Annotated in this window: 20 protein-coding genes; 14 read left to right on the plus strand and 6 right to left on the minus strand. The window is 62.0% G+C overall.

Features of this window, described 5'->3' with window-relative positions:
- Window positions 1-1,200, minus strand: a complete 1,200-nt coding sequence (locus HSS18214_RS0109780) for a GGDEF domain-containing protein (RefSeq protein ID WP_016915119.1) — start codon at window positions 1,198-1,200, stop codon at window positions 1-3.
- A gap of 262 nt (window positions 1,201-1,462) precedes the next feature.
- Here HSS18214_RS0109780 and rimO point away from each other — a divergent pair, with 262 nt between their 5' ends.
- Together rimO and HSS18214_RS0109790 are read left to right on the plus strand one after the other, a co-directional pair.
- On the plus strand, window positions 1,463-2,830 hold the full coding sequence (rimO, locus tag HSS18214_RS18045) for a 30S ribosomal protein S12 methylthiotransferase RimO (protein WP_016915120.1): 1,368 nt from the start codon (window positions 1,463-1,465) through the stop codon (window positions 2,828-2,830).
- A gap of 65 nt (window positions 2,831-2,895) precedes the next feature.
- Window positions 2,896-3,180, plus strand: a complete 285-nt coding sequence (locus HSS18214_RS0109790) for a YrhK family protein (protein ID WP_016915121.1) — start codon at window positions 2,896-2,898, stop codon at window positions 3,178-3,180.
- Here the strand turns inward: HSS18214_RS0109790 and HSS18214_RS0109795 are convergent.
- On the minus strand, window positions 3,177-3,935 hold the full coding sequence (locus HSS18214_RS0109795) for a DeoR/GlpR family DNA-binding transcription regulator (protein ID WP_016915122.1): 759 nt from the start codon (window positions 3,933-3,935) through the stop codon (window positions 3,177-3,179). The two genes, HSS18214_RS0109790 and HSS18214_RS0109795, sit on opposite strands and share 4 nt — an antisense overlap.
- 158 nt (window positions 3,936-4,093) lie before the next feature.
- Between HSS18214_RS0109795 and HSS18214_RS0109800 the strand changes: the two genes are divergently transcribed.
- The 5 genes from HSS18214_RS0109800 to HSS18214_RS0109820 are packed head-to-tail and all read left to right on the plus strand — an operon-like array spanning window position 4,094 to window position 9,345.
- Entirely contained in the window at window positions 4,094-5,071 is a 978-nt protein-coding gene (locus HSS18214_RS0109800; protein WP_016915123.1) for an ABC transporter substrate-binding protein, read from the plus strand.
- 2 nt (window positions 5,072-5,073) lie between these two features.
- Window positions 5,074-6,774 (plus strand): ABC transporter permease, encoded by a 1,701-nt coding sequence (locus HSS18214_RS0109805; protein ID WP_026001853.1) that lies wholly within the window; start codon window positions 5,074-5,076, stop codon window positions 6,772-6,774.
- On the plus strand, window positions 6,762-7,808 hold the full coding sequence (locus HSS18214_RS0109810; protein ID WP_026001854.1) for an ABC transporter ATP-binding protein: 1,047 nt from the start codon (window positions 6,762-6,764) through the stop codon (window positions 7,806-7,808). The genes HSS18214_RS0109805 and HSS18214_RS0109810 overlap by 13 nt, the downstream gene beginning before the upstream one ends.
- Window positions 7,805-8,902 carry an MBL fold metallo-hydrolase gene (locus HSS18214_RS0109815; RefSeq protein ID WP_016915126.1) on the plus strand — a complete coding sequence of 366 codons (1,098 nt, stop codon included), beginning with the start codon at window positions 7,805-7,807 and terminating at the stop codon, window positions 8,900-8,902. Before HSS18214_RS0109810 ends, HSS18214_RS0109815 begins: the two co-directional genes overlap by 4 nt.
- Window positions 8,899-9,345, plus strand: a complete 447-nt coding sequence (locus HSS18214_RS0109820) for a phosphatase domain-containing protein (protein ID WP_016915127.1) — start codon at window positions 8,899-8,901, stop codon at window positions 9,343-9,345. Before HSS18214_RS0109815 ends, HSS18214_RS0109820 begins: the two co-directional genes overlap by 4 nt.
- On the opposite strand, the gene HSS18214_RS0109825 is transcribed toward HSS18214_RS0109820, so the two are convergent.
- The 3 genes from HSS18214_RS0109825 to HSS18214_RS0109835 form a co-directional block, all read right to left on the minus strand.
- On the minus strand, window positions 9,342-10,505 hold the full coding sequence (locus tag HSS18214_RS0109825) for an MFS transporter (RefSeq protein WP_016915128.1): 1,164 nt from the start codon (window positions 10,503-10,505) through the stop codon (window positions 9,342-9,344). The two genes, HSS18214_RS0109820 and HSS18214_RS0109825, sit on opposite strands and share 4 nt — an antisense overlap.
- On the minus strand, window positions 10,505-11,500 hold the full coding sequence (locus HSS18214_RS0109830; RefSeq protein ID WP_016915129.1) for a GlxA family transcriptional regulator: 996 nt from the start codon (window positions 11,498-11,500) through the stop codon (window positions 10,505-10,507). Before HSS18214_RS0109830 ends, HSS18214_RS0109825 begins: the two co-directional genes overlap by 1 nt.
- Window positions 11,501-11,706: 206 nt before the next feature.
- The gene (locus HSS18214_RS0109835; protein WP_016915130.1) at window positions 11,707-13,305 is read right to left on the minus strand and encodes a solute:sodium symporter family transporter; all 1,599 of its coding nucleotides are present in this window, start codon (window positions 13,303-13,305) and stop codon (window positions 11,707-11,709) included.
- 301 nt (window positions 13,306-13,606) lie between these two features.
- Between HSS18214_RS0109835 and HSS18214_RS0109840 the strand changes: the two genes are divergently transcribed.
- The 3 genes from HSS18214_RS0109840 to HSS18214_RS0109850 are packed head-to-tail and all read left to right on the plus strand — an operon-like array spanning window position 13,607 to window position 15,806.
- Window positions 13,607-14,020, plus strand: a complete 414-nt coding sequence (locus HSS18214_RS0109840; RefSeq protein WP_016915131.1) for a DUF350 domain-containing protein — start codon at window positions 13,607-13,609, stop codon at window positions 14,018-14,020.
- Between the two features lie 10 nt (window positions 14,021-14,030).
- Window positions 14,031-14,621, plus strand: a complete 591-nt coding sequence (locus HSS18214_RS0109845) for a DUF1190 domain-containing protein (RefSeq protein ID WP_016915132.1) — start codon at window positions 14,031-14,033, stop codon at window positions 14,619-14,621.
- 18 nt (window positions 14,622-14,639) lie between these two features.
- Window positions 14,640-15,806: a glutathionylspermidine synthase family protein gene (locus HSS18214_RS0109850; protein ID WP_016915133.1), complete on the plus strand. Its 1,167-nt coding sequence runs from the start codon at window positions 14,640-14,642 to the stop codon at window positions 15,804-15,806.
- 27 nt (window positions 15,807-15,833) lie between these two features.
- On the opposite strand, the gene HSS18214_RS0109855 is transcribed toward HSS18214_RS0109850, so the two are convergent.
- On the minus strand, window positions 15,834-16,781 hold the full coding sequence (locus HSS18214_RS0109855; protein ID WP_016915134.1) for a hypothetical protein: 948 nt from the start codon (window positions 16,779-16,781) through the stop codon (window positions 15,834-15,836).
- A gap of 305 nt (window positions 16,782-17,086) precedes the next feature.
- Here HSS18214_RS0109855 and HSS18214_RS0109860 point away from each other — a divergent pair, with 305 nt between their 5' ends.
- From HSS18214_RS0109860 to HSS18214_RS0109875, 4 genes are read left to right on the plus strand one after another with little or no spacing between them, the layout of a single operon-like run.
- On the plus strand, window positions 17,087-19,117 hold the full coding sequence (locus tag HSS18214_RS0109860; protein WP_016915135.1) for a methyl-accepting chemotaxis protein: 2,031 nt from the start codon (window positions 17,087-17,089) through the stop codon (window positions 19,115-19,117).
- Window positions 19,118-19,139: 22 nt separating this feature from the next.
- Entirely contained in the window at window positions 19,140-20,204 is a 1,065-nt protein-coding gene (cheB, locus tag HSS18214_RS0109865; RefSeq protein ID WP_016915136.1) for a chemotaxis-specific protein-glutamate methyltransferase CheB, read from the plus strand.
- Window positions 20,201-21,577 carry a CheR family methyltransferase gene (locus tag HSS18214_RS0109870; protein ID WP_016915137.1) on the plus strand — a complete coding sequence of 459 codons (1,377 nt, stop codon included), beginning with the start codon at window positions 20,201-20,203 and terminating at the stop codon, window positions 21,575-21,577. Before cheB ends, HSS18214_RS0109870 begins: the two co-directional genes overlap by 4 nt.
- Entirely contained in the window at window positions 21,577-23,718 is a 2,142-nt protein-coding gene (locus HSS18214_RS0109875; protein WP_016915138.1) for a hybrid sensor histidine kinase/response regulator, read from the plus strand. Before HSS18214_RS0109870 ends, HSS18214_RS0109875 begins: the two co-directional genes overlap by 1 nt.
- The last annotated feature ends 13 nt before the right edge of the window (window positions 23,719-23,731 follow it).

The raw sequence follows: 23,731 nt of genomic DNA on the forward strand, positions 1-23,731 counted from the left end.
TCAGCTTTCTGCCAGGGGCGTCATGCAGACGCGGTTACGCCCCTGGCGCTTGGCATCGTAAAGCGCCTGATCGGCTGCCATGAAAAGTACCGTTTCCTCTTGCCCTACGGTGGGCTGCATGGCGGCCACCCCGATGCTCACCGTCACGTTGGCATCAGGGCCACACCCAGCATGCGCAATGGCCAGCGCTTCGATACTCTCACGGATACGCTCTGCGGCCTGACGTGCCGTATGCGGCTCGGTGCGAGGCATCAGAATCACGAACTCCTCACCGCCATAGCGCACCACCAGATCGTCGGATCGGCTGTTGGATTGTAACGCGGCGGCCACCTGGCGAAGGCATAGGTCTCCTTGCAGGTGGCCGTAATAGTCGTTGTAGGCTTTGAAGTGGTCGATATCGATCACCATGATGGCCAAACAACGCTGTTCCAATTGGGCCACCTGCCAGTGCGCGGGAAAAATGGCATCGAACTGGCGGCGGTTGGCGATGTCCGTCAGTGGGTCGGTCACCGAGAGTCGCGTCAACTGATGATTGGCACTCTGCATATGGCCTGCCTGAATTTTTTCACGCATCAGCAGCAGAAAGGAGGTTCGTTCGCTGTACTCCAGGCGGTAGTTGGCCATCAACGTAAACACCGCCTTGACCAGAATAGCGAACATAGCCAAACGTTTGGCCTCGATTGGCATAGGCTCGTAATAAAATACGAAGACACTCATGACCCCGATACTGATCACCGTGGACGTCAAGGCATAAGGAAAACGCAACGAAAAAACGATGTTTCCAGCCACCAGGATCAGACCAAACGAAAAGACATCCAGATAAGAGTGCGGCGAGCTGGAAATGTAGAAAATGGTGCTGGAGCCGATCATGGCGATCACGACCAGCCCTGCCATCAGCGTTTCACGCAGCCACGGCGGCACCCCACGATAGACCCACCAGAAAATCGCCAGCGCCATGGGTAGCAAGATGACACCGCGAATCATCACGGAGGCCAGAAACGCTTCGGGTCGAAAGCTGTAGTCGTTGATCAGGAACAGGACATAAAGAAGAGCGGTGATCAGGCCCATGATCACCAGATGGCGTTGGCGTGTCTGGTGCGTTTCCTGTTCGAAGAGCGCCTCTAACTCCTGCCTGAACCGTAAGCGGCAGCGTGGTCTGAGCTCATGCTCGATGGCGTTCAGCAACCTATCACTCTTCATTGTCCTTGCTCCTGCGCTGCCCAAGGGCAATCGTTGCCATTTCGGTTAGGCATTCGTTTCATACACTTGTCGAGCCTTCAATTTAGTTTGCCACCTCTTGACGGCGGCGTCGCCTGCCGAACACGTTGGCGAATCCAACGCGTAGAGGTTCCCCCCGCTGGTCAAGGGCGCTAAAATGCCGCCCTTTCTCTACTCGCCATGTTCTTTTCTGGGGCCTCTGCTCAAGGTGATCGCCCCTCAGTTCTCTTCCTCGAGGCCCATTATGTCCACACCCAAGGTCGGTTTTGTGTCGCTAGGCTGCCCTAAGGCACTGGTCGATTCCGAACGCATCCTGACGCAGCTTCGTACCGATGGTTACGAGATCGTACCCACCTACGACGACGCCGATGTGGTGGTCGTCAATACCTGCGGTTTCATCGACAGCGCCAAGGCCGAGTCCCTGGACGCCATTGGCGAAGCCATCGCCGAAAACGGCAAGGTGATCGTGACTGGCTGCATGGGGGTGGATGAGTCCGTGATTCGCGACGTGCATCCCAACGTTCTGGCGGTGACGGGCCCACAGCAGTACGAGCAGGTGGTGAACGCCGTGCATAGCGCGGTGCCCTTCGTCAGCGAGTACGACCACCGCATCGACCTGGTGCCCGCCCAGGGCATCAAGCTGACGCCGCGCCACTATGCCTACCTGAAGATTTCCGAAGGCTGCAACCATACCTGCAGCTTCTGCATCATTCCCTCCATGCGGGGCAAGCTGGTCAGCCGCCCCGTGGGTGAGGTACTGCGCGAAGCCGAAGCCCTGGCGCGGGCCGGAGTGAAAGAGCTGCTGGTGATCTCCCAGGACACCAGCGCCTATGGCGTCGATGTGCGCTACGTGGAGAACGAGTGGCACGGGCGCCAGGTCAAAACGCGCCTGACCGAACTGTGCGATGCGCTGTCCGAGCTGGGCATTCGCGTGCGCCTGCATTACGTCTACCCTTACCCTCACGTGGATGAGCTGATTCCGCTGATGGCCGAGGGCAAGATCCTGCCGTACCTGGATATTCCTTTCCAGCACGCCAGCCCCAGGGTGCTCAAGGCGATGAAACGCCCCGCCTTCGAAGACCGTACCCTGGAGCGCATCAAACGCTGGCGCGAGCAGTGCCCCGAACTGACCATCCGCTCGACCTTCATCGTCGGCTTCCCCGGTGAAACCGAAGATGATTTCCAGTACCTGCTAGACTGGCTGAGCGAAGCGCAGCTGGATCGGGTGGGCTGCTTCCAGTACTCCCCGGTGGAGGGCGCCCCCGCCAATGAGCTGGGCCTGGCGCAGGTGCCCGATGACGTGAAGCAGGACCGTTGGGAGCGCTTCATGGCCCACCAGCAGGAGATCTCGGCAGCCCGCCTGCAGGCCAAGATCGATCGTGAGATCGAGGTATTGGTTGACGAAGTGGACGACGAAGGCGCCATTGGCCGCAGCGAAGCCGACGCCCCGGAAATCGATGGCATGGTCTATCTGGAAAGCCGCCATGCGCTGCGCGCCGGCGACCTGGTCAGAGCACGCGTCACCCATGCCGACGAGTACGACCTGTGGGCCGAGGTGATCGATACCCCCCAGCCGCTGAACTTTGTCAACACCATCGTCAACGCGGGCTAAGCCATCGACATGGAAACCGTATTTAACAAGTAAGTTGAGTTTTCTTTGCCCACAAAGGAGCGAACATGGCCCAGCACACTGTCTCGTCCAGCAACGACCTCACCTTCACCATGGGGCGCGAGGAACTGGTGATTCATCGCCGCTACGAGGTGCTCGGTATCATCAATGATTTCATGATAGGGCTGTGGTTCGTCATCGGTAGCATCTGCTTCTTTTACGAGGGAACAGTGCAAACCGTGGGCGTTTGGTTGTTTGTCATTGGCAGTATCCAACTTTTGATACGCCCGGCCATCCGCCTACACCGCTACGTCTATTTCAAGCGGTTGCCGGATGAGCGGCACGATGCCTAACCTCCGCTCATGAAGCAAACGCCTTGGGCCGCTAACGGGCTTCTTAACCGGTCGGGCAAAGGGCTGTCGGTGATCACCGCATGATAGTCGGCCAGCGATCCGGCGGCGCAGCGCAGCGGCAGGTCGAACTTGGTCTTGTCCAGTACCAGAATACGGTACGCCGCGTGGGCCAGCAGCGCCTCTCGGGCCATGACTTCGTCATCGTTGTAGTCGTACAGCAGGCCCTGGCTATCCATCCCGCCCACCGAGACGATGCCCACATCGACCCGATAACGCTGAAAGAAGCGCCAGGCATCACCGCCTATCACGTCCTGGTCGCGGCGGCGCACGCGACCACCCGCCACGACCAGCTCGCACTCCAGGGCACACAGTTTGATCAGCGCGTGCAGGTTGTTGGTCATGATCTGCAGGCCCTGCTTGCCGTGCAGCGCATCGGCCAGCTGCTCCACCGTAGTGCCGGTGCCTAAAAACAGCGACTGGTGATCGGTAATCAGCGAGGCTGCCTGACGGGCAATGTGTCGTTTGCCGGCCTGATTGACGATCTGGCGCTGGTCATAGCCGACATTCTCCTGGTCAGGAAACGCCATCACCTCACCGTGTCGGCGTAGCAGCAGCCCTTGCTCGGCCAACGAGCGTATGTCGCTGCGCACGGTTTGCACCGAGACGCCAAACCGTCGCGCCAATGCCTCCAGGGTCTGCCGCCCCTCGTCCCGCACGCAGGCCAGTACCGCCCGCCGACGTTGATTGACGTCCATGCTTCCTCCCGGTTTTCCCTTCAAGGTTGCCGCCAGCAAAACGAAAACCGTTTTCTGCTCGACGAAAGCCATTCACTTTCAAACGAAAGCTTAGTGTCACGATGTTGTAAGGCGATGACAGTAGTGTGATCACTGTTCACCTACTGGAGGTTTCCCCGATGTTGAAGCGTTCGTTGTGTCATGCCGTGACCCTTGCAAGCCTTGCCCTGTCCACGCCTCTGTTGGCCAACCAAACGCTGGTGCTCTATACCAGCCAGCCCAACAGCGACGCCCAGCAAACCGTGGATGCCTTCCAGGCGGCCTATCCGGAGATCGAGGTGGAGTGGGTGCGCGACGGCACCACGCGCCTGATGACTCGCCTGCGTTCGGAGCTGGCCGCAGGAGTGAGCAACCCCGACGTGCTGCTGATCGCAGACAGCATGACCATGGAGTCGCTGAAGCAGGAGGGCCATCTGCAACCCTATCTGAGCCCCGAGCGCGACGCCTACGATGAGGCGCTCTACGACGCCGACGGCTACTTCTACGGCACCAAGCTCATTACCACCGGGATCGTTTACAACACGGGTGCCGAGCACCAGCCGCAACGCTGGGCCGACCTGATTGGCCCGGAATACGAAGGCCTGGTCACCATGCCCAGCCCCCTCTACTCCGGCGCAGCGCTGATCCACATGGCCGCCATCGGTGAAACGTCGCTGGGCCTGGAATACTACGACGCCCTGCACGCCAACCGTACGGAAGCCCAAAGCGGTAACGGTGGCGTCTTCAACGCCGTGGCAGCAGGCACCAAGCCGTACGGCATCGTGGTGGATTTCCTGCCTATCCGTGAAGCGGCCAAGGGTTCCCCCGTGGCGTTCGTCTTCCCCGAGGAAGGCGTCAGCGCCGTGACCGAACCCGTCGCCATCATGGCGGAAGCCCAACACCCGGATGCTGCCCAGAAATTCGTCGATTTCGTGCTCTCCCAAGCCGGGCAGGAATTGGTGAGCCAGCAGGGCTACCTGCCTGCGCACCCGGACGTTGCTCCGCCGGAAGGCTTTCCCGAACGCGACTCGATTCAGCTGATGCCGGTCGATATCGAGCAAGCGCTGTCCCAGGAAGAGGCGCTCAAGCAGCGTTTCAATGAGCTGTTTGGCGGTTGATGATGAGCCCTTCGCTGAACGTTGGCAGCCAGCATCGCTGGCTGCTTACCCTGCTCACGCTGCTGGTGGTGTTACTCAGCCTGGCGCCCAGCCTGCGGCTTTTGATGGAAGCCCTCAGCGACCTGGGCCAGGGCAGCAGTGCCCCGCTGTGGAAAGTGCTCAACGCGGCCAGCACCTGGCGCGCCTTGTGGCACAGCCTGTACACCTCGGGCCTGGGCATGCTGATTGCCCTGGTGCTGGGCAGCCTGTTCGCCTTCGTGATCACCCTGACGGACATTCGCGGCAAGGCCTGGCTGGTGTTCTGCTTCATGCTGCCCATGATGATCCCGCCCCAAGTCACCGCGCTGAGCTGGCTACAGCTGTTCGGCCCGGCCAGCCCTTTACTGAAAAGCATCGGCATGGCACCGCCGCTGGGCAGCCCCCAGCCGCTCTATTCCGCCGAAGGCATTGCGCTGCTGCTCGGCATTCAAAGTGCACCGCTGGTATTTCTGGCGCTGCGTACCTCGCTCATGTCGCTCCCCCGTGAGCTGGTCGAAGCGGCCCGCATCAGCGGCGCCCGCCAGGGTCAGGTCTGGGGGCATATCATTCTGCCCGTGACCCGGCACGGCCTGATCGCCGGTGCGGCCATGGCCTTCATCTCCAGCCTGGGCAATTTTGGCATTCCCGCCATGCTGGGCATTCCCGCAGGCTATTACGTGCTGCCCACCTTGATCTACCAGCGCATGGCCAACTTTGGCACCGGCGTGCTGGCAGAAATGGCGGCGCTTTCCCTGTTGATTGGTGTGCTGGCCCTGGCCGGGGTAGCCCTGCAGCAGTACTGGATGAATCGCAGCCGCTTTGGCCTGGGTGGGCACAGCGGTCGAGCCCACGACTTTTCACTGGGGCGCTGGCGTACCGGCGTGACGACACTGCTGATCATGGTGCTGCTCTTGATCCTGGTGGCGCCGCTGCTCGCGCTGGTGGTGAGCTCGCTGGTCCCGGCCATGGGCGTTCCCCTGAGCCTGGATACCATCACCCTCAACGCCTACCACGAGGTCATCGGCCGACAGGGCGCCACCTGGCGGGCCGTGCGCAACAGTTTCTGGCTGGCAGGCGGCGCCGCGCTGGTGCTGATGCTGTGCAGCCTGCCCCTGGCGTACCGTCTTCAGCGCCTGCCGCCTCGTCTACAGCAGCTCACCCTCAGCGTCATCGAGCTGCCCTATGCCCTGCCTGGCGTGGTGCTGGCGATTGCCTGCATTCTGCTGTTCGTGCGCCCGCTGCCACTGATCAATCTGGCGCTGTACGGCACCCTTGGGCTAATTTTCGTGGCCTACCTGGCGCGCTTTCTGGTGGTCTGCCTGAAGCCGGTCAGCGCCAGCCTTGCGCAGCTCGACCCCTCGCTGGAAGAAGCCGCCCAGTTGGCCGGAGCTGGCCCCTGGCGGCGGCTGGCCACCATCGTGATGCCGCTGATCGCGCCCTCCCTGTTTGCCGGTGGGCTGCTGGTATTCCTGCTGGCCGTCAACGAGCTCACCGTGTCGGCGCTGCTCTGGAGCGCCGGCAACGAAACCCTGGGCGTATTGATCTTCAACCTGGACGAAGGGGGCGAAAGCGTGCTGGCGTCGGCGGTGGCCGTGCTGGTCGTGGCCATGGTGGCCACCTTGATGCTGCTGCTGAGCCTGATGGCCCCTCGCTTACCCAAAGGAGTCGTGCCATGGCAAGGCTAATGCTCGACCGCGTCACCAAACAGTTTGGCCAACACACCGCGGTCAATGGCGTCACCCTCGATATCTCTCCCGGCGAATTCGTGGCGCTGCTGGGCCCCAGCGGCTGCGGCAAAACCACCATGCTCCGCATGCTGGCAGGGTTCGAGCAGGTGAGTAGCGGCACCATGACGCTCGGTGAGACGCTGCTGGCCAGCGCCCACCACCATGTGCCCCCCGAGCAGCGCAACATGGCCATGGTGTTTCAGTCCTACGCGCTATGGCCCCATATGAGCGTGGCCGACAACGTGGGCTACCCGCTGAAGCTGCGCCGCATTCAAGGCAGCGACTACCAACGCCGAGTCGCCCAGGCGCTGGAGCAGGTGGCGTTGACCCCCTATGCCCAGCGCTCGCCCCAGGCCCTCAGCGGCGGCCAGCGCCAGCGGGTGGCACTGGCCCGCTGCCTGGTCACCGACCCCAACGTGGTGTTGCTGGACGAACCGCTCGCCAACCTGGACCGCAACCTGCGGGCCGCCATGGAGCACAGCTTCGTGGATTTCCACCGGCGGACCCAGGCCACCATGGTCTACGTCACCCACGACCAAAGCGAAGCCATGGCCATGGCAGACCGCATTGCCGTCATGCGGGAGGGCGAGCTGGTACAGTGGGCCACGCCCGAAACGCTCTACCGAGCGCCGCGCAGCGAATGGGTCGCGCGGTTTATCGGCCAGGGCAGCCTGCTTCACATTGCCAGCGGCGCGCCTAGCCAGCGTCTCACCGAAAGCGCTTTGATGAACGGGCTGGCCGCGCCGCTCACCGCGCGTTCGCAACCCGTGCTGGTGCGCCCGGAGCACGTGCATCTGGATGCCACGGCCCCCAATCCCCACGATCTGACCGCCCGCGTTGAACGGCTGACCTTTCGCGGTGAGCGCTACGAGCTACACCTGCGTCTGAGCACCGGCGATGCCCTGCTGGCGTATCATCCCCACGCCCTTGGCGAAGGTCAGCAGGTCGCAGTACGCCTGCTGGAAGGCTGGTGTCTGGAGCCCGACCAATGAGCGCCTTGATGGAGATCCTCAGCGGGCTGGGCGACAAGGGCCCGGCCGCCATCGTGGTCGAGGCCCAGGGCAAACGCCTGCTGCTGGATGCGGGCGGCGCACTGCATCCCGGTGAGGCGATCACCTGGGCGGCGGGGCTCGCGGTAGACGCCGTGCTGATCAGCCACGATCATATCGATCATATTGGCGGGGGGGCCGAGCTGCCCGAGCAGCTGCCGCTCTACTGCACGCCGCTGGTCGCCAAGGCGCTGCCGCCCCACAGAGCGTGGCAGCCACTGCCCTATCGCGGCCGTCTCGAAGTGGAGGGCATTACCGTCACCACCGGCCAGGCGGGCCACTCGCTGGGGGGAGTCTGGCTGCATCTCGACGTGGCGGGCGGACTTTTCTATAGCGGCGATGCCTGTTTCGAGTCGCGGCTGTTTCCCTTCGATACGCCGCCACCTGCCCGTACGGCGCTGCTGGACGCCTCCTATGGCAGCTACGACCAGCCCCAGGCACACTGCCTCGATACCCTGAGCAGTGCTCTGGACACGCCACTGGTGCTGCCGGTACCGGAAACGGGACGGGCGCTGGAAATGGCACTGTGGTTGGCAGAGGAAGCCAATCGCCGACAGCTCCCCTTGGCCATCGACCCCATCATCCGCGACAACCTTGCCGCTCTGCTGGCGCTACCATGCGGTTTGCGGCGTGACGGGCTGGACGACGCCATCGGCACCCTGCTCCAGCGGCCCAACGCCAGCCATCCGACACTCTGGCTGGTCAGCGACCGTGACGACCAGCCCGCCGACTGGCCCGACCATCGTCTGCTGCACACCGGCTACCTGACGCCACAGCGCTGTGCGCAGCTGGCCGCCAACGAGGTGCTTTGGCAACGCTGGAACGTCCATCTGCGCGCCTCGCACTTGGTGGCGCTGGCCCATCAGCTCCAGGCTGCTCAGGTCGTGCCTCTGTTTACGCGACTGGACGATGAAGCCATTGACCACTGGCGCGAACGTCTAGGCACGCGGCTGACGACCCAGGCACGGCTTGCCCTCAGCAGCCGTTCTCAAGGTTCGGCCGTTTCACTCTTTTCATCTCAGGAATCCATGTCATGACCGCAGTCATCGTTGACGTCGACGGCACGCTTGCCGAATTTCACCCCCAGCAAGTCCATGAGTGGGTGCTGGGCCCCGCCAAACAGTGGGACCCCTTCTTCGCCCATATGGCCCAGGCGCCGGTCATCGAACCCGTGGCCAAACTGGTCAAGTTGCTGAAAGCCCAGGGCCAGCAAATCGTCATTTGCAGCGGCCGCCCGGACAGCCACCGCGAGCATACCCAGGCCTGGCTCGACCGCCATGCCATCCCCTTCGATGCCATGTACCTGCGCCCCGAGGGCGATGACCATGTGGACGATGAAGAGGTAAAAGCCGCGCTACTCGATCAAATGCGCAGCGACGGCTTCGCGCCCTGGCTGGTACTGGACGACCGTGATGCCGTGGTCGCCCAGTGGCGCGCCCTGGGGCTTACCTGCCTGCAGTGCGCGCCGGGGGATTTTTAAGCACTGGCGGGGGGCACATGCCGCTGCCAAAGCAGCAGTGCTACAGGCACCAGCGCCACAGGCACCAACACCAGGTTGAGGGTTGCCCAACCCAGGCCATTGACCAGGGGACCTGCCAGCAGCGCGGTCAGGGCGGCGGTGCCAAATACCATGAACTCGTTGGTGGCCTGGGTGCGGGCCTTGTCCTCTGGTCGGTAGCTCTGGGTCAGCAGGCCGGTGGCGGGCAAGAACGTAAAATTCCACCCAAGCCCCAGCAGAATGAGGGCCACATTGAACCCCAGCAGGCCGCCCTCCCACTGAGCCACCAGCGCACTCATCACCAGCAGCAGGCATCCGGCCACGATCATTTGCCTGGCGCCAAAACGCGTGACCAGATGCCCCGTCAAGAAAGAGGGTAGAAACATCGCCACCACGTGCCACTGAATGGTCATCGACACGTGATCGAAATGATGCCCCGCCCCCGCCATGGCAAGCGGTGTGGCGGTCATGGCCAGGTTCATGACCCCGTACCCCACCATCGCCGCACTCACCGCCACGATGAACCCGGGCTGGCGGAGTATGTGGCGCAACGGCATGGCATTGGCGGCACCGTGCGTCTGGGAGACAGGCGGTAGCCGCGTCGCCATCAGCACCACCAGTGCGAGCAGGTAGAGCAAGGCCAGTCCTATGAAACTCCCCAGAAACGGCACCATGCTCAGCTCACGGCTCACCCTTGCCAACCAGGGCCCGGCAAACGCTGCCAGAACCCCGCCCCCCATGACCAGGCCAATCGCCCGGTCACGCAACGGTGCGGGAGTCGCTTCCACCGCAGCAAAGCGGTACAGCTGCCCAAAACCAATGCCAATGCCGATCAGCCAGGTCGCCACCAGGAAGAGCCCGAAGTGGGCGCTCACCAAGGCCTGCGCCGCGACGAGCGCGCCCAGCAGACCCACCCCATTGCCCAGCATGAAGCCTCGCTTACGGCCCACTTTGGCCATGATCAACGATGCAGGGATAGTGGCACACATCAGCCCCAACCACTGGGTAGCCACCGGGGCCGTTGACCAGCTCGCACTCGGGGCGAGCGCCGCGCCAATCAAGGGCGAGACGGCGATCAACAGGACGTTGCCCGTGACCAGCAGCGCTTGGCAAAGCGATAACAGCGTCACCGTGAATGGCATCAGAACTCCTCCTGAACAGGGACGGCATGGGATGAGGCAAAACGCTGGCGATACACCGAGGGGGATACCCCGTAGTAGCGCAGAAACTGGCGGCGCAGTTGTTCGGCACCGCCCAGCCGCCAGCGCTGCGCCAGACGCTCTAGAGAGAGCTGTTCGCATTCGCTGATCAGTGCCAGGCGTGCCTGTTCAAGGCGCAGTTGGGTCAGGTACGCGCAAGGCGTGGTGTTCAAATGCTGCTTGAACAGTCTCGTCAGATGGCGCGGGGAGACGGCCATCTGCTCGGCCATGCTCGCAAGCCCGAGCTCTTCACTGGGGTCGGCATGGAGCCGATCCAGCAACCGACGCAGCGGCCCCGCCGATTGCTGGCGGCGCAGCACTTCGCTGAATTGGGACTGCCCCCCTGGACGCTGTAAAAACACCACCAGCTCACGGGCCACACGACCGGCCAGTTCAGACCCGTGATCGTCCTCCAGCAGCGACAGCGCCAAATCGATCCCCGCCGTTACGCCCGCGCTGGTGTAGCGGCCATGGCTTTCGATATAGAGTGCATCGGGCTCGACGCTCAGGGCAGGGTACTCCGCCGCCAGCTGTGCGGCATGGCGCCAATGCGTGGTCACACGGCAGCCATCCAGCAAGCCCGCTGCGGCCAGCAAAAAGGCACCGGAACAAATCGAACCCAGCCGTCTCACGGAAGGCGCTACCTCCCGCAACCACTGTTTGACCTCGTGGATATCGCGCTGCTGCATCACGCCACTGCCGCCCGCCACCAACAGCGTATCCAAGGGAAATCGGGGAAGAGGCCGTTGGTAGGAGTGGGTCGCCTGCAGCGCCAACCCTCCGTTCGTCATGAGTGGGCCAACGCTGTCGGCCACCAGCGTCAGGTGATACAACGGCTGAGCACTCAACGCGTTGGCACTGGCAAACACTTGCCAAGGGCCACACACATCCAGCAGTTGGCAATCAGGATAGGCAAGCAGGGCAAGATGGCGGGTCACGGTTTCTCTCCTCGAGACCAAAGCAGTAAACAGAGTGTCTGCGCTACCCCGCTTGTCGGCAAGGACCATTACCCCACAGAAAACGACATCGAGCCAATGCCCTCACGCGCCGCTCAGGCTTTTTGAACGCTGACAAACGCCAACGCCCCGCAAGGCGGGGCGTTGGCGTTGGCGTTGGGGTTGGCGTTACTACACGTGGCCGATGATCAACCGCCTGCAAACGAGGCGTACATGATCACCACGAGCACCACCAGCACGATGCCGGTGGGCACGGCACCTTTCCACGGGGTGAGGTCGACATCGCCCGAGGCTTCCTGGACCCAGTCCGTGGCGCGGGGACGCAGCTTGCCGATCGCCAGCATCACCGCGACCAGCAGCACGAACACCGCAGCGACGAAGTGGAACTCGTGCATGACCAGCGGCAGCTTGTTGAACGGCGGTACGAAGTAGCCTGCCGCAATCAGCAAACAGCCGCCTACCAGGGCCACCTTTGCGGCCATGGGCGGCACGCGCTTGGTCAACAGCCCCACCAGCACCACGGCCAGAATCGGAATGAAATAGATGGCGTTCATGCGCTGCAGGTAGCCGAACAGGCTATCCTGCCCCGCCAGCAGCGGCGCGATGATCATGGTGCTGATGGCCATGATCCAGCCAAACACCTTGCCGGATTTCACCACCTGCTCTTCCGTGGCGTCCTTTTTCAGCACGCCTTTATAGATCCCCAGGCTGAAGATCGTGGTGGTGCTGTTCAGCGCCGAATTGAACGAGGAGAGAATCGCCCCCACCATCACCGCCGCAAAAAAGCCCGTCAGATACGGCGGCAGCACGTTGAATACCAGGTGCCCATAGGCTTCATCGGCGCGCACGCCCTGGTCGGCATACAAGTGGTAGGCAATGATCCCCGGAAGCACCAGATAGAGCGGCCCCAGCAGCTTGAAGAAGCCGGTCAACAGCACCCCTTTTTGGCCTTCCGCCAGATTTTTCGCGGCGAAGGTGCGCTGGATGATTTGCTGGTTGGTGGTCCAGTAGAAGAGGTGCAGCAGCAGTACGCCGGTAAAGATGGTCGAGAACGGCACCTGCTGGTCGGGGCCACCCATGGAGTTGAACTTGCCAGGGTCGCTCTCCTTCAGGATGCTCCAGCCTTCCATGACGCCTGTGCCGCCACTCACCGCCTGAAGGCCGAAGTAAACGATCACGAAACCGCCAATCAGCAGCCCCACGCCGTTGAGGGTGTCGGACACCGCCACCGTGCGCAGACCACCGAACAGCGCATACACGGCGCCAATCAGGCCCACGACCCAGACGGTTGCCCACAGCAGGGCCGTGCTGGATTCGATGCCGGTCAAGCCCTGCAAATCCAGCATGCCCTGCAAGCCAATGGCGCCGGAATAGAGAATGATGGGCAGCAGCACCACCGCGTAGGCAATCAGGAAGATGACGTTGGCAATGAGCTGGGTACCGGCATCAAAACGTATCGCCAGCAGCTGCGGCAGCGTGGCAATCCCGCTTTTCAAGAAGCGCGGCAGGAAAAACAGCGCCAGAGCAACCAGCGCAATCACGGCGATGACTTCCCAGGCCATGACGCTCAGGCCGTCGGTAAACGCCGAGCCGTTCAACCCAACCATCTGTTCGGTGGAGAGGTTGGTCATCAGCATCGATGCGGCAATCAACGGAAACGTCAGCGTGCGCCCCGCCAGAAAATAGCCGTTGGTGCTGCGATGGTCATCGCGGCGTGTAATACGCCAGGTGACGAAGGCCACCAGGCCCGTAAAAAATAGAAACGATGCCAGGGTAAGGGCATGCATGAGGGAGGTCCTTCGAAGCGGTCGCGTCTTGGGCAGTACCCTGTGCGGGCACGAGGCGCAGTTTCTACACGATACGACACGGTGGATGTTGGTAAAAATACCAAGCTTCGCGGGATTCTAAGGAGGTGACACGATTTATCTATTAGCCTTTAGTCTTGCTCAAGTGGCGCAAACGCTGTTTATTTACGTCATTCTGCGTACTGCCTGCCCCTCGATCGGGAAATCACGTCGCGGGTAACGCAGCCACGCCCAGCTATGTCACAATACCGACCCTCAAGGATCACAAGGGAAGCACATCACCATGTTGCACTACCTGCAGGGATTACCGCACTTCTTTGCCTATCTGCTCAGCGCGCTGGGGATGCTGGTCGCGTTCATGTATTGCTACAGCCGACTCACGCCGCATCACGAATGGACACTGATCCGTGAAGGCAATGCCGCTGCCGCACGGGCCTACGGCGGTTCCATCCTCGGCTTCACGCTGCCGCTCTATAGCGCCATGGCCAACTCCATCAGCTACCTCGATTTCATTCTGTGGGGCATCGTGGCCTTCGGGGTGCAGATCGCCACGTTCTTCGGCTTGAAGCTGATGCTGCGCCGCCAGGGCGAGAGCCTTTCCCAGCACATCACCGAGGGGCACCAGGCTTATGGCACGCTGGTGGGCAGCGTTTCCATCGCGGTCGGCCTCATCAACGCCGCTTCCATGACCTGGTAAGGAGTTCGACATGGCAGATCAACATCTTCCTCGCCGCAAGCGCAGTGCACGGCTGTCGTTGGCCATGATGGGCACCGGCGCCTTTGGCCTGACCGCCTGTACCGAACCCGCCCAGGACGAACACATTACCGACGTGAATTTTGACGAACCGCGCAGCTTCCAGAGCGTCGAAGACTGTGTGGCCGCCAATATCTATACCCGCAGCGCCTGTGAGGAGGCCCATACGGCGGCGCTGGAGTCGGTACCGCGCTTCAATACGCTGGAAGCCTGCGAGGCCGAGCACGGCGAAGGCGCCTGTGCCGCGCCCAATGAAGAGCAGACCCAGGCCAGTGGCGGCGGTAGCTGGTTCATGCCCGCCATGATGGGCTACATGATGGGGAGCATGCTGTCGAACACCAACCGTGGGCGTTCCTTCGAGCGGGTTTACCAGGAGCCGGTCTATCGCAACCGTGACAACCAGGGCAACTGGAATGCCGCCGCCAGCCAGGCGACCCAGCGGGTCAATCAACGCAACGACGCCATGCGCAACTCGGTGGTACAAAGCCGTCAAACCACCACGCGCCGTGGCCTGGGCACGCGCTCTGCCTCCTGGGGCTCCTGACCTACACTCGGAGCCCTCATGCTAAGGATCACCGTTCCTGAACGACCCCAGTGGCAAGCCCTGGCACAGCAGCTGGGCTTCCACTTTCACACCATCGACGGCGAGCCCTACTGGAAAGAGAGCGCTTACTACCAGTTCACACTGGAGCAGGTCGAGCACGACATAGAAACACCCACCGAAACGCTGCACGAGATGTGCATGGCGCTGGTCGACCGCGTATGCCGCTCGGAGGCCCTGCTGCAGCGGCTGGCGATCCCCGCACCCATGTGGGAGACCATCCATCGCTCCTGGACCTCCGGCCAACCGCCGCTGTATGGGCGCATGGATTTTGCCTACTCAGGGGACGGCCCGGCCAAACTGCTGGAGCTGAATTATGATACGCCCACCTCGCTTTACGAGGCAGGGTTCTTCCAATGGGTATGGCTGGAACAGGCCATTGCCCAGGGCATCCTGCCTCGCCATGCCGACCAGTACAACTCCATCCAGGAGCGCCTGCTGAACGCCCTGGCACATCTGGGCGACCGGCTCCCCGACCGCACGCTGCATTTCTCTTGTGTGAAAGGCAGCGACGAGGAGCGGGCTACCGTCCGCTACCTGCAGGACATCGCGCTGCAAGCGGGGCTTCACGCGCCGTTCGTCTACATCGAGGATATTGGCGTAACGCCGGGTCAGTCCCACTTCGTGGACCTGGAAGACCAGCCGATGGCGGCAGTTTTCAAGCTGTACCCGTGGGAAGAGATGGCGGTGGAAGCGTTCAGCCAGCAGATCACCCAGCTGGACACCCACTGGTTCGAACCGCCCTGGAAGGCGATTCTGTCCAATAAAGGTATCCTGCCGCTGCTGTGGGAACAGTTCGAAGGCCACCCCAACCTGCTGCCCGCCTATTTCGAGCCAACCGAGAACGCCTCGCCTGCGCCGGGCTGGGTTCGCAAACCGTTTTTCTCCCGGGAAGGCAGCAACGTCAGCCTGACCACCCCCGATGGAGTGTCGGAAAACGTCGACGGGCCTTACACCGATAGCCCATGGATTCGTCAGGCGTACCATCCGCTCCCCAGGTTTGGGGAGCGGCATGCCCTGGTCGGCAGCTGGGTGGTGGGCGATCGCGCCTGTGGTATCGGCATTCGCGAAGACGTGGGCAGAATTACCAAGGACACGTCCTGCTTCGTACCTCACGCGATCGTGTAAGCGTGCGTTTGTGAGCGCACGTCGCACTCAGGCGGCGCTGCTGCCCTGATGATGCTCGGCTGCAGGCTGCCACGCGGGCGCCACTCGAAGAGCTGCGCGATCCACACGGACCGTTTCGGCCCAGGCATTCTCTTGCGGGCGAAAGTGGCGCGCCCCAACCCAACGCAGCGGCTGCGCCAGTTTCACTTCTTCGGGCACGCCGCCCTTGATCAGCTTGAGCAGAAAATTGTCGCTTTCGGTGGGGTGCCAATGCGGCAGCAGCTCGAACGGCGCATTCTGGGAACGGCGTGCTGCCAGCACACCCAGCCCCGGCTGGCAGTGCAGCTCGATGATGTGAGCCACGCCTTTGGCCAACAGCGCGCGATAGGTTTTCTTGTCCAATGGTGCGGTCGATACGGCAGTAATGCTCATGGGCAACGAAGGAAGGCGCTGGGCCAGCTGGCGCCAGCGGTCTTCGCTGGTCACCATGATATCACCCGCCTTGAGCTCCCACAGAGCGTTGGCATGGTCGAACAGCGAACGAGGCTGCCACCCTGCCTGCTGAGGCAGCAAAGCACCCAGCACGAACCCTGGCGCCGTTTGCTTGGAAAGCCAGCTCACCAGCGAGCGCTGAGGTTGGGTATCGACGGTCAGCAGCGTTTGCAGTGCGATGGCTTCCTGCTGCAAGAAAGCGGCTTCGTAACGATGCTGACGCTGCAGCTGATGGCTGAACGCACCACCAATAGCGGTATCGAAAAGCTGGAGATGAGAAAAATCACCCTGTTCACTCAGCGCCGTGGCCCACTCTTCAAGCGTGATGCAAGTAGGTGACAGCAGCTCTCCATCAGAGAGACCAAAAAAACGCGTAACAGCCTGTACCAAACTGTCACGCTCAGCAGTGCCTGCCGATGGCAGCATCTCTGAGTGCGTGATGCCGTGGCGGGACATGATGCCCTGAAGCACCGCGAGCACGGTTGAAGAGGTGAGTGACAACATGATGCTTCCTTAGCAATTTGTCGTATCCATTTCGTTAACAGGCTACCTGCATGTATCACTTTTGTCAAAAAAAACACTTACTACTTATACAAAAAATAATCTTTGTATAGAAAAAATGCCATCCTGGGCAGGTAAGCTACGTCGAACCGTTGGTCAGGCTTCTCAGCGCTGCGCAAATATCACAAAAAGCTCTATTAATCGTTGCTATCATGCTGATGAGCGACGTACGCGTCGTGCGATATTCATACCATAGACGATTTATCCTCATCATGAGGCCTTTGGGTTCACCTGGAGCAAGCCTGCCCATGACTGCGCGCTGGAAATCCTTGCCGTTACGGCTTCGACTGTTTGTCTCGTTCGGAACGGTGCTGGCACTGACCATGCTGCTTGCCCTGTACCTGCAGGCCCGCACGAACAGCGAAGCGCGACTAGCACACTTGCTCAACAACGAGCTGCCGACCCAGGTCGAGAGCCTGGCAACGCGCATCACCCTGGGCTTGAGCCCTGCCCTGGCCATTTCGGAAAGTCTGGCCAACAGCTACTTTATCGAGCAGTGGGTGGCCGACGATCTGCCGGTTGAGCAGCAAGCCGATGTAGAGCGCTACCTGTCACGCTTGATGGGACAACTGGACACCGAACTGCTCTTTATCGCCGCGCAGACCCCCAGCCGCCAGGTCTATCTTCAATATCGTGACGGGACCTTCCAGCAGCGCCCGCTGCAAGGCCCGGACAGCAGCGACGCCTGGTACCACGAGTTCACCCAAAGCGGTGTCGATTACAACCTCAACCTCGATAGCGATACGTTCAACCCGGACGATGCGTTCGTCTTCCTGAACTTCCGTAGCCAGGCCTTGGCTGCCAACGGCCAGCCGAGGGTGGTCGCTGGCGCGGGGCTCAACCTTGCCCGCATGGCCCAGTTCATTGACGAGTACCGCCTGGGTGAAACCGGCCGCGCGGCCATTCTCAGTGCGGATGGCGATTTTCTGATGAGCAGTGAAGAAGCTACCCTTTCTGCACTACGTGACCAGGAATCATCAGGCCTGCTGCACACCGATAGTCAACTCAGGGTGGATGAAGTCGAGCGCGATGGACGCGCCCTGTTTGTGGTGACCCGTTGGCTCCCAGAAGTACAGCGCTACCTGATGGTCGAAGTTGCCAAAGACGAGTACATCACTACCGTGAGGGAGCGTTTTTTCACCTCCATCAAGCTGGGGCTATTGATCCTGCTGGCGGGCCTGGTGCTGCTCTATCCGCTGACCGGCAGCCTGATTCGCCCGTTGACCCGCTTTCAGCGCCAGCTCAAGGAGATCACCCACAGCCTGGATCTTTCCAAGCGGGTAGACACCGATGACCGCGCCGAGCTTGGCGACCTGGCCGCTCAGACCAACGAACTGCTGGCCAGGCTTTCTCGCGCCATTCAGGCCGTGTCGAACAATGCCCTCGCCTTGACCCGGGTGGCAGACCGCTTGGCGCAAACTGCCGGGCTCTCTGGCGTACAGGGGGGCGATGTTCGCCATGAGGCCAACCAGACCATGGCAGCGGCCGTGGAGGAGATGGCGTCATCCGTGGCTGAGATCACATCGACCATGGAGGAGCTATCGACCTCCTCGACTCAGATCGCTGACCACTCCCAGTCGGTGGTGGACGTGGCCAACCAGACCCTGGAGCGCAGCCGTAAAGGCAGCACGGCCATGCAGCTGCTGCAGGCCAGGATGCATGACATCCGCAGCGACAGCGAGCAGAGCCTGGCGGAAATCATGGCGCTAGGGGCCAAGTCAAAACAGATCAGCAAGGTCATGGAGCTGATCAACACCCTGGCCGCACAGACCAAGCTGATTGCCTTCAACGCGGCGCTGGAAGCCTCCAGCGCAGGCGAGTCTGGCCGTCGGTTTTCGGTGGTTGCCAACGAGATACGTCGCCTGGCCGATAGCGTCACCGACTCGACCCATGAAATAGAGGGCCACACCGATGATATCCAGCAAGCCATCAACCGTCTGGTGGTCGCCTCCGAGAAAGGAGCCTCTTCTATCGAACAGGGTGTCGAGGCCAGCCAAAGCACTGCTCAGGACCTCGAAGCCCTGCTCAAGGCCGCTAGCCAAACCAGCAATGCGGCCCAGCAGATTTCGCTATCGACCCAGCAGCAGAAGACCGCCAGCAACCAGGTGGTGATCGCCCTGCGCGATATCGATACCGCCAGCACGCGCAATGCGCAGTCCGTGCGCAGCATCACCGAGATCAGCCAGGACATGATCCAGATGTCCGCCGAGCTGAACGAGCTGGTTCAGGAATTTACGCTGGCCACGCAATCCGACGACCGCCAACAGAGTCGACCATAATCACCGGCATGGGAGGCGCCTGATGAGTGTAATCCGGGTGGTCATGGCTGACGATAGCCCGCTCGCCAGAGAGATATTGCGTGACCTTCTCACCTGCGAAGGCGATATCGATATCGTGGGCGAAGCCAGCAATGGCCAGCAAGCCGTCGAGCTGGCCAAGCGGCTAGCACCCCAGTTGATCACCATGGACCTCAACATGCCGGTCATGGATGGACTGAGTGCCATCGAAGAGATCATGCACACCAAGGGCGTGCCGATTCTCGTCATCAGTGACCGTGCGGATGCCCAGAGTGCCTACAAGGCGCTGGAAGTGGGGGCGCTGGAAGTGATGCCCAAGCCTACCCTGGATGACGCCACCGGGGAGTGGCTGCGCGCTCGAGTTCGCCTGCTGGCGGGGGTCGCGGTCATTACGCGGCTACGCCGTCGAGTGCCTGCAACACCCCCTCAAGCGCTCTTGATACAGAGCTCCCCGCCCCCTCAGGCCTGTGCCACACGCGACTTTCAGCGGGTCGTGGTCATTGCCTGCTCTACGGGCGGCCCCCAGGCACTGGCACGCCTGCTCAGCAAGCTGCCCAGCGACTTTCCCGTGCCGATTCTGATAGCTCAGCACATCAGCCATGGGTTCATCGAAGGCATGGCCACCTGGCTTGGCTCGCTGTGCCCCCTGCCGGTGAGCGTGGCCAAAGAGGGGGAACGTCTCGAATCGGGCCATGTTTACCTGTCACCGTCAGAGCGTAACCTGAGCGTGACGCCTGAACACTGTGTGCGACTGGTGCAGAGCCCACCCGATGCCTTGTATCACCCCAGCTGCGATGTGCTGATGCGCAGCGCCGCGGATGTCTATGGTGCGGATACCATCGGAGTGATTTTGACGGGCATGGGCAGAGACGGCGTCAGCGGTATGCGTGCCATCCAGCAAGCAGGCGGCATCACCCTGGCACAGGACGAAGCCAGCTCCGTGATTTATGGCATGAACCAGGAAGCCATCAATGCTGGCGCCATACAGCACATCATCGGCCTTGACGACCTCCCCGCACGCTTGCTGCGTTTGGTGAGCACGGCCACACCTCGGCAGATCTCCCCATGACCACCCTCGCCGCTTTCAAGCAGCTGGTGCACCAGCGCTGCGGGCTCTCTCTGGAAGGCCTGGCAGAGTCGCGTCTGGAGCGTGCCATCGAGCAGCTTTGCCGCGCTCAGGCAACCCAGGACCCCGCGACCCTGCTGGGCAGGCTCACCCGAGACTCAGCGCTGTTTGATCATTTCATCAGCCAGCTCACCGTCAACGAAACCTACTTCTTTCGTGAGGTAGAAGCCCTGCAGTGGCTCGTCGATGAACACCTGCCTCGTCAATTGGCCACTCAGGGTGGGCCACTGCGGCTACTGAGTGCAGGATGCTCTTCAGGAGAGGAGCCTTACAGCCTGGCCATGCTGTTGATGGAAGCGTACGGCGAACGTGCCAAGGCGCTGTTCCGCATCACCGGCGGCGACGTGGATCAACAGGTGCTGCACAAGGCCAGAGCCGGGAGCTACAGCGGCATGGCGTTTCGTGCTCTGCACCCCGCCCTCAAGGCCCGTTACTTCACCCCGGCGGGGCGCGCCCATCAACTGGTGCCCGCATTGACCGAATGGGTCACGTTCTGCCCCTTCAACTTGCTCGACGCAGACCACCAGGCACTGGGCGGCCCCTTCGATGTGATTCTGTTCCGTAACGTATCGATCTATTTCGATGAAGCCACCCGCCGCGACATCCAGCAGCGCTTGAAGCAGCTGCTGGCGCCACAGGGCATCTTGCTGTGCGGGGTCACGGAAACGCTGGGGAACGACTTGGGCATCCTGTCGTTACAAGAGGAGCAAGGGGTCTTTTATTTTCAGCCCCCTGGCGTCGAACGCGCAAACCATCCACTGCGTTTCACGAGTGCTCCAGAGCCCACTCCCATCACGAGGGAAGCCGCCCCCAGTGAGGCCATCGACATACCGCCTTCGCCACCTGTAGCGGCCGATACTCATGATAGCCCCCGCGAGCCTGCCAGGCGTGAAGAGACGCTGCAGCAGGCCCATGAGCTGCTCGATAACAACCAGTTCGAAGCGGCCTTGCAACTCATCCGCCCGCTGCTGGAGCAGGACCCGTGGTGTGTAGATGCCCTGCTGCTTTCCGGGCTAGCAGTGCGCTGGCTGCAGCGGCCTCAGCAGGCCTACGATTTCTTCAAGCGAGCGCTGTACGTCGCCCCGGAGTGCTGGCCGGCGCACTTCTATCAGGCGGAACTGCTGCGTCAGGGCGAGCTGCCGGACAACCCCGTTCAGCGCCAGCGAGGCTATGCCGCCGTGGTACGCCTGCTGGAAACCACGCCCCAGGCCAGCGGTGCGCTGCAGGTCATCCAGCCGCCGCTGGCCCCCGGCGATGCCTGTTTTCTGGCCAAACGCTATTTGGGTGAGCACACCGCCATACAGGGAGTTGGCTAATGGCACTGGATATGCGTCGTTTCATACAGCGGTTCGTGGAAGAAGCCGCCGACCACTTGCCGCGCCTGCGAGAGGGGGTCCATACCCTGGCGCAGGACGCCATCGGCAACGCGTCTGGTGCGGCGGGCAAGGAGCACGTCAATGAGCTGTTTCGGTCGGCGCACACGCTCAAGGGCTCTTCCAGAATGCTCAAGCTGGCGCCGATCACGGCCCTCGCCCATAGCATGGAAGAGCTGCTGAGTGCCTTTCGCGAGGGCAGCGTTGCGCCTACGGCTGCTTCCCTGGACCTGCTGAATCAGGCCATCGATGCGTTGGACGATCAGGTCGGCCAGCTGGCGCAGGGAGCAGCCCCCGACGCACTGGCCGACGCAGACCCCGCGCTCTGCCAGGCGCTGGAGTCGGCGGCAGGCGCCCCATCGGCAGACGCGCCCTCAGCAACGCCCGCGGTGCAGAAGGCGCTGCCTTCTACCACCGCTTCCGAACAGGCTCCAGCGGCCACGAAGCCCTCATCGGCGTCGTTGGCCTTGAGCGATACGGTGCGGGTCCGTCTCGACCGGCTGGACGACGTGATTCGCCTGATGGGCGAAGTACTGTCGGGCCATCACCACCTGCATGGTCTGGTCGAACAGGCGCGCCAGCTCGGCCTGTCTCTGCCCGCCCAGCATCAAGCCGAGTTTCACGATTTTCAGCGCGAGTTCAAAGACAGCGTGCTGAGCCACGACGCCCTGATGAGCGATCTTCATGACCGTGCCTTGCAGATGCGCATGCTGCCCCTGAGCGTCGTCTTCGACCCACTGGCACAAATGACCCGTGAGCTGGCGCAATCACTGGGCAAGCAGGTGGAGTGCCGCGTTCGGGGGAGCGCCATCGAGCTGGACCGCCAGATGATCGACCGCCTCTCCGACCCTCTGATTCACCTGCTGCGCAACGCTCTGGATCATGGCCTCGAGCGCCCGGAGCAGCGCCAGGCTGCAGGTAAGCCACCGCGTGGCCAGCTCAGCCTGGAAGCCAGGCAGGATGGTGGCTGGGTCGTGGTGGAGATGCGTGACGACGGAGCCGGGATCGATCTGGCGGCCGTGCGCCAGAAAGCGCTTGCCAGGCAGTTGCTCGATGAAGGTCAGCTGGCCTTGCTGAGCGAGCAGGAAACGCTGGAACTGATCCTGCTGCCCGGCTTTTCCACCAAGAGCCTGATCACCGATTTTTCGGGTCGCGGTGTCGGTATGGACGTGGTCAAGCGGACGGTGGTCGATGAGCTCAATGGCGACCTGAACGTCACCAGCGCGCTGGGCAAAGGCACCCACTTTTCGCTGCGCCTCCCCCTTTCATTGGCGCTGATGCGGGTGTTACTGGTGGAGGTCAGTGGCGTAACACTGGGCGTCACCGCCCCCCATGTGGCCGAGTTGCTGGAGCGCTCCCCCGAGGAATTCATCGACGCAGCAGGCCAGACCACGCTGATTCTGCGCAACGAGTTCGTACCGGTGGTTGCCCTCGCCACCTTGCTCGACCTGCCCGCTGCGCCGCCCGCAGGGGACAAGGTGCTATTGCTGGTCGTGCATCAACGTCAGCAAAAGCTGGCGCTGATCATCGATGCGCTGGTGGACGAGCGCGATATGGTCATCAAGCCGCTGCCCAACCACCTTCGCTATTTGCCGCTGGTGTCGGGCATGGTGTCGCTGGGGCGCAATACGCTGGCCAGCCTGCTGCATGTGCCCGCGCTACTGGAGCGCTCCCGCCACTCGTCACTTCGCCAAGCCGCCCAGCTCCCCTCCGATGCAACACGCCATCACATTCTGGTGGTCGATGACTCGCTGAACACTCGTGAGATCGAAAAGGATGTGCTGGAGGCCTGGGGCTATCAGGTCACCCTGGCCGAGAATGGCCGCGATGGCTTGAACAAGGCGTTGGCCGACACCTTTGACGCGGTCCTGACGGACGTTGAAATGCCCGTCATGGACGGCTTTGCGCTAACGGCCCGTCTGCGCGAAAATGACGCCTATCGTCACAAGCCGATCATCATCACGTCTCGCGAGAAAGAGGCCGACCGGCGGCGCGGCATCGAAGTAGGTGCTGATGCCTATATCGTCAAGGGCAGCTTTGACCAAAACAATTTAGTGGAAACCCTGAAGGCCCTGCTAAGCTAGGTTTCCCCACCAG

Source organism: Vreelandella stevensii S18214 (assembly GCF_000275725.1).
Lineage (GTDB): Bacteria > Pseudomonadota > Gammaproteobacteria > Pseudomonadales > Halomonadaceae > Vreelandella > Vreelandella stevensii.

What these genes read in the sequence shown, in the direction of transcription:
- HSS18214_RS0109780 (WP_016915119.1), bottom strand. Translation starts at nt 1,200, where the DNA reads ATGAAGAGTGATAGGTTGCTGAACGCCATCGAGCATGAGCTCAGACCA.
- rimO (WP_016915120.1), top strand. Translation starts at nt 1,463, where the DNA reads ATGTCCACACCCAAGGTCGGTTTTGTGTCGCTAGGCTGCCCTAAGGCA.
- HSS18214_RS0109790 (WP_016915121.1), top strand. Translation starts at nt 2,896, where the DNA reads ATGGCCCAGCACACTGTCTCGTCCAGCAACGACCTCACCTTCACCATG.
- HSS18214_RS0109795 (WP_016915122.1), bottom strand. Translation starts at nt 3,935, where the DNA reads ATGGACGTCAATCAACGTCGGCGGGCGGTACTGGCCTGCGTGCGGGAC.
- HSS18214_RS0109800 (WP_016915123.1), top strand. Translation starts at nt 4,094, where the DNA reads ATGTTGAAGCGTTCGTTGTGTCATGCCGTGACCCTTGCAAGCCTTGCC.
- HSS18214_RS0109805 (WP_026001853.1), top strand. Translation starts at nt 5,074, where the DNA reads ATGAGCCCTTCGCTGAACGTTGGCAGCCAGCATCGCTGGCTGCTTACC.
- HSS18214_RS0109810 (WP_026001854.1), top strand. Translation starts at nt 6,762, where the DNA reads ATGGCAAGGCTAATGCTCGACCGCGTCACCAAACAGTTTGGCCAACAC.
- HSS18214_RS0109815 (WP_016915126.1), top strand. Translation starts at nt 7,805, where the DNA reads ATGAGCGCCTTGATGGAGATCCTCAGCGGGCTGGGCGACAAGGGCCCG.
- HSS18214_RS0109820 (WP_016915127.1), top strand. Translation starts at nt 8,899, where the DNA reads ATGACCGCAGTCATCGTTGACGTCGACGGCACGCTTGCCGAATTTCAC.
- HSS18214_RS0109825 (WP_016915128.1), bottom strand. Translation starts at nt 10,505, where the DNA reads ATGCCATTCACGGTGACGCTGTTATCGCTTTGCCAAGCGCTGCTGGTC.
- HSS18214_RS0109835 (WP_016915130.1), bottom strand. Translation starts at nt 13,305, where the DNA reads ATGCATGCCCTTACCCTGGCATCGTTTCTATTTTTTACGGGCCTGGTG.
- HSS18214_RS0109840 (WP_016915131.1), top strand. Translation starts at nt 13,607, where the DNA reads ATGTTGCACTACCTGCAGGGATTACCGCACTTCTTTGCCTATCTGCTC.
- HSS18214_RS0109845 (WP_016915132.1), top strand. Translation starts at nt 14,031, where the DNA reads ATGGCAGATCAACATCTTCCTCGCCGCAAGCGCAGTGCACGGCTGTCG.
- HSS18214_RS0109850 (WP_016915133.1), top strand. Translation starts at nt 14,640, where the DNA reads ATGCTAAGGATCACCGTTCCTGAACGACCCCAGTGGCAAGCCCTGGCA.
- HSS18214_RS0109855 (WP_016915134.1), bottom strand. Translation starts at nt 16,781, where the DNA reads ATGTTGTCACTCACCTCTTCAACCGTGCTCGCGGTGCTTCAGGGCATC.
- HSS18214_RS0109860 (WP_016915135.1), top strand. Translation starts at nt 17,087, where the DNA reads ATGACTGCGCGCTGGAAATCCTTGCCGTTACGGCTTCGACTGTTTGTC.
- cheB (WP_016915136.1), top strand. Translation starts at nt 19,140, where the DNA reads ATGAGTGTAATCCGGGTGGTCATGGCTGACGATAGCCCGCTCGCCAGA.
- HSS18214_RS0109870 (WP_016915137.1), top strand. Translation starts at nt 20,201, where the DNA reads ATGACCACCCTCGCCGCTTTCAAGCAGCTGGTGCACCAGCGCTGCGGG.
- HSS18214_RS0109875 (WP_016915138.1), top strand. Translation starts at nt 21,577, where the DNA reads ATGGCACTGGATATGCGTCGTTTCATACAGCGGTTCGTGGAAGAAGCC.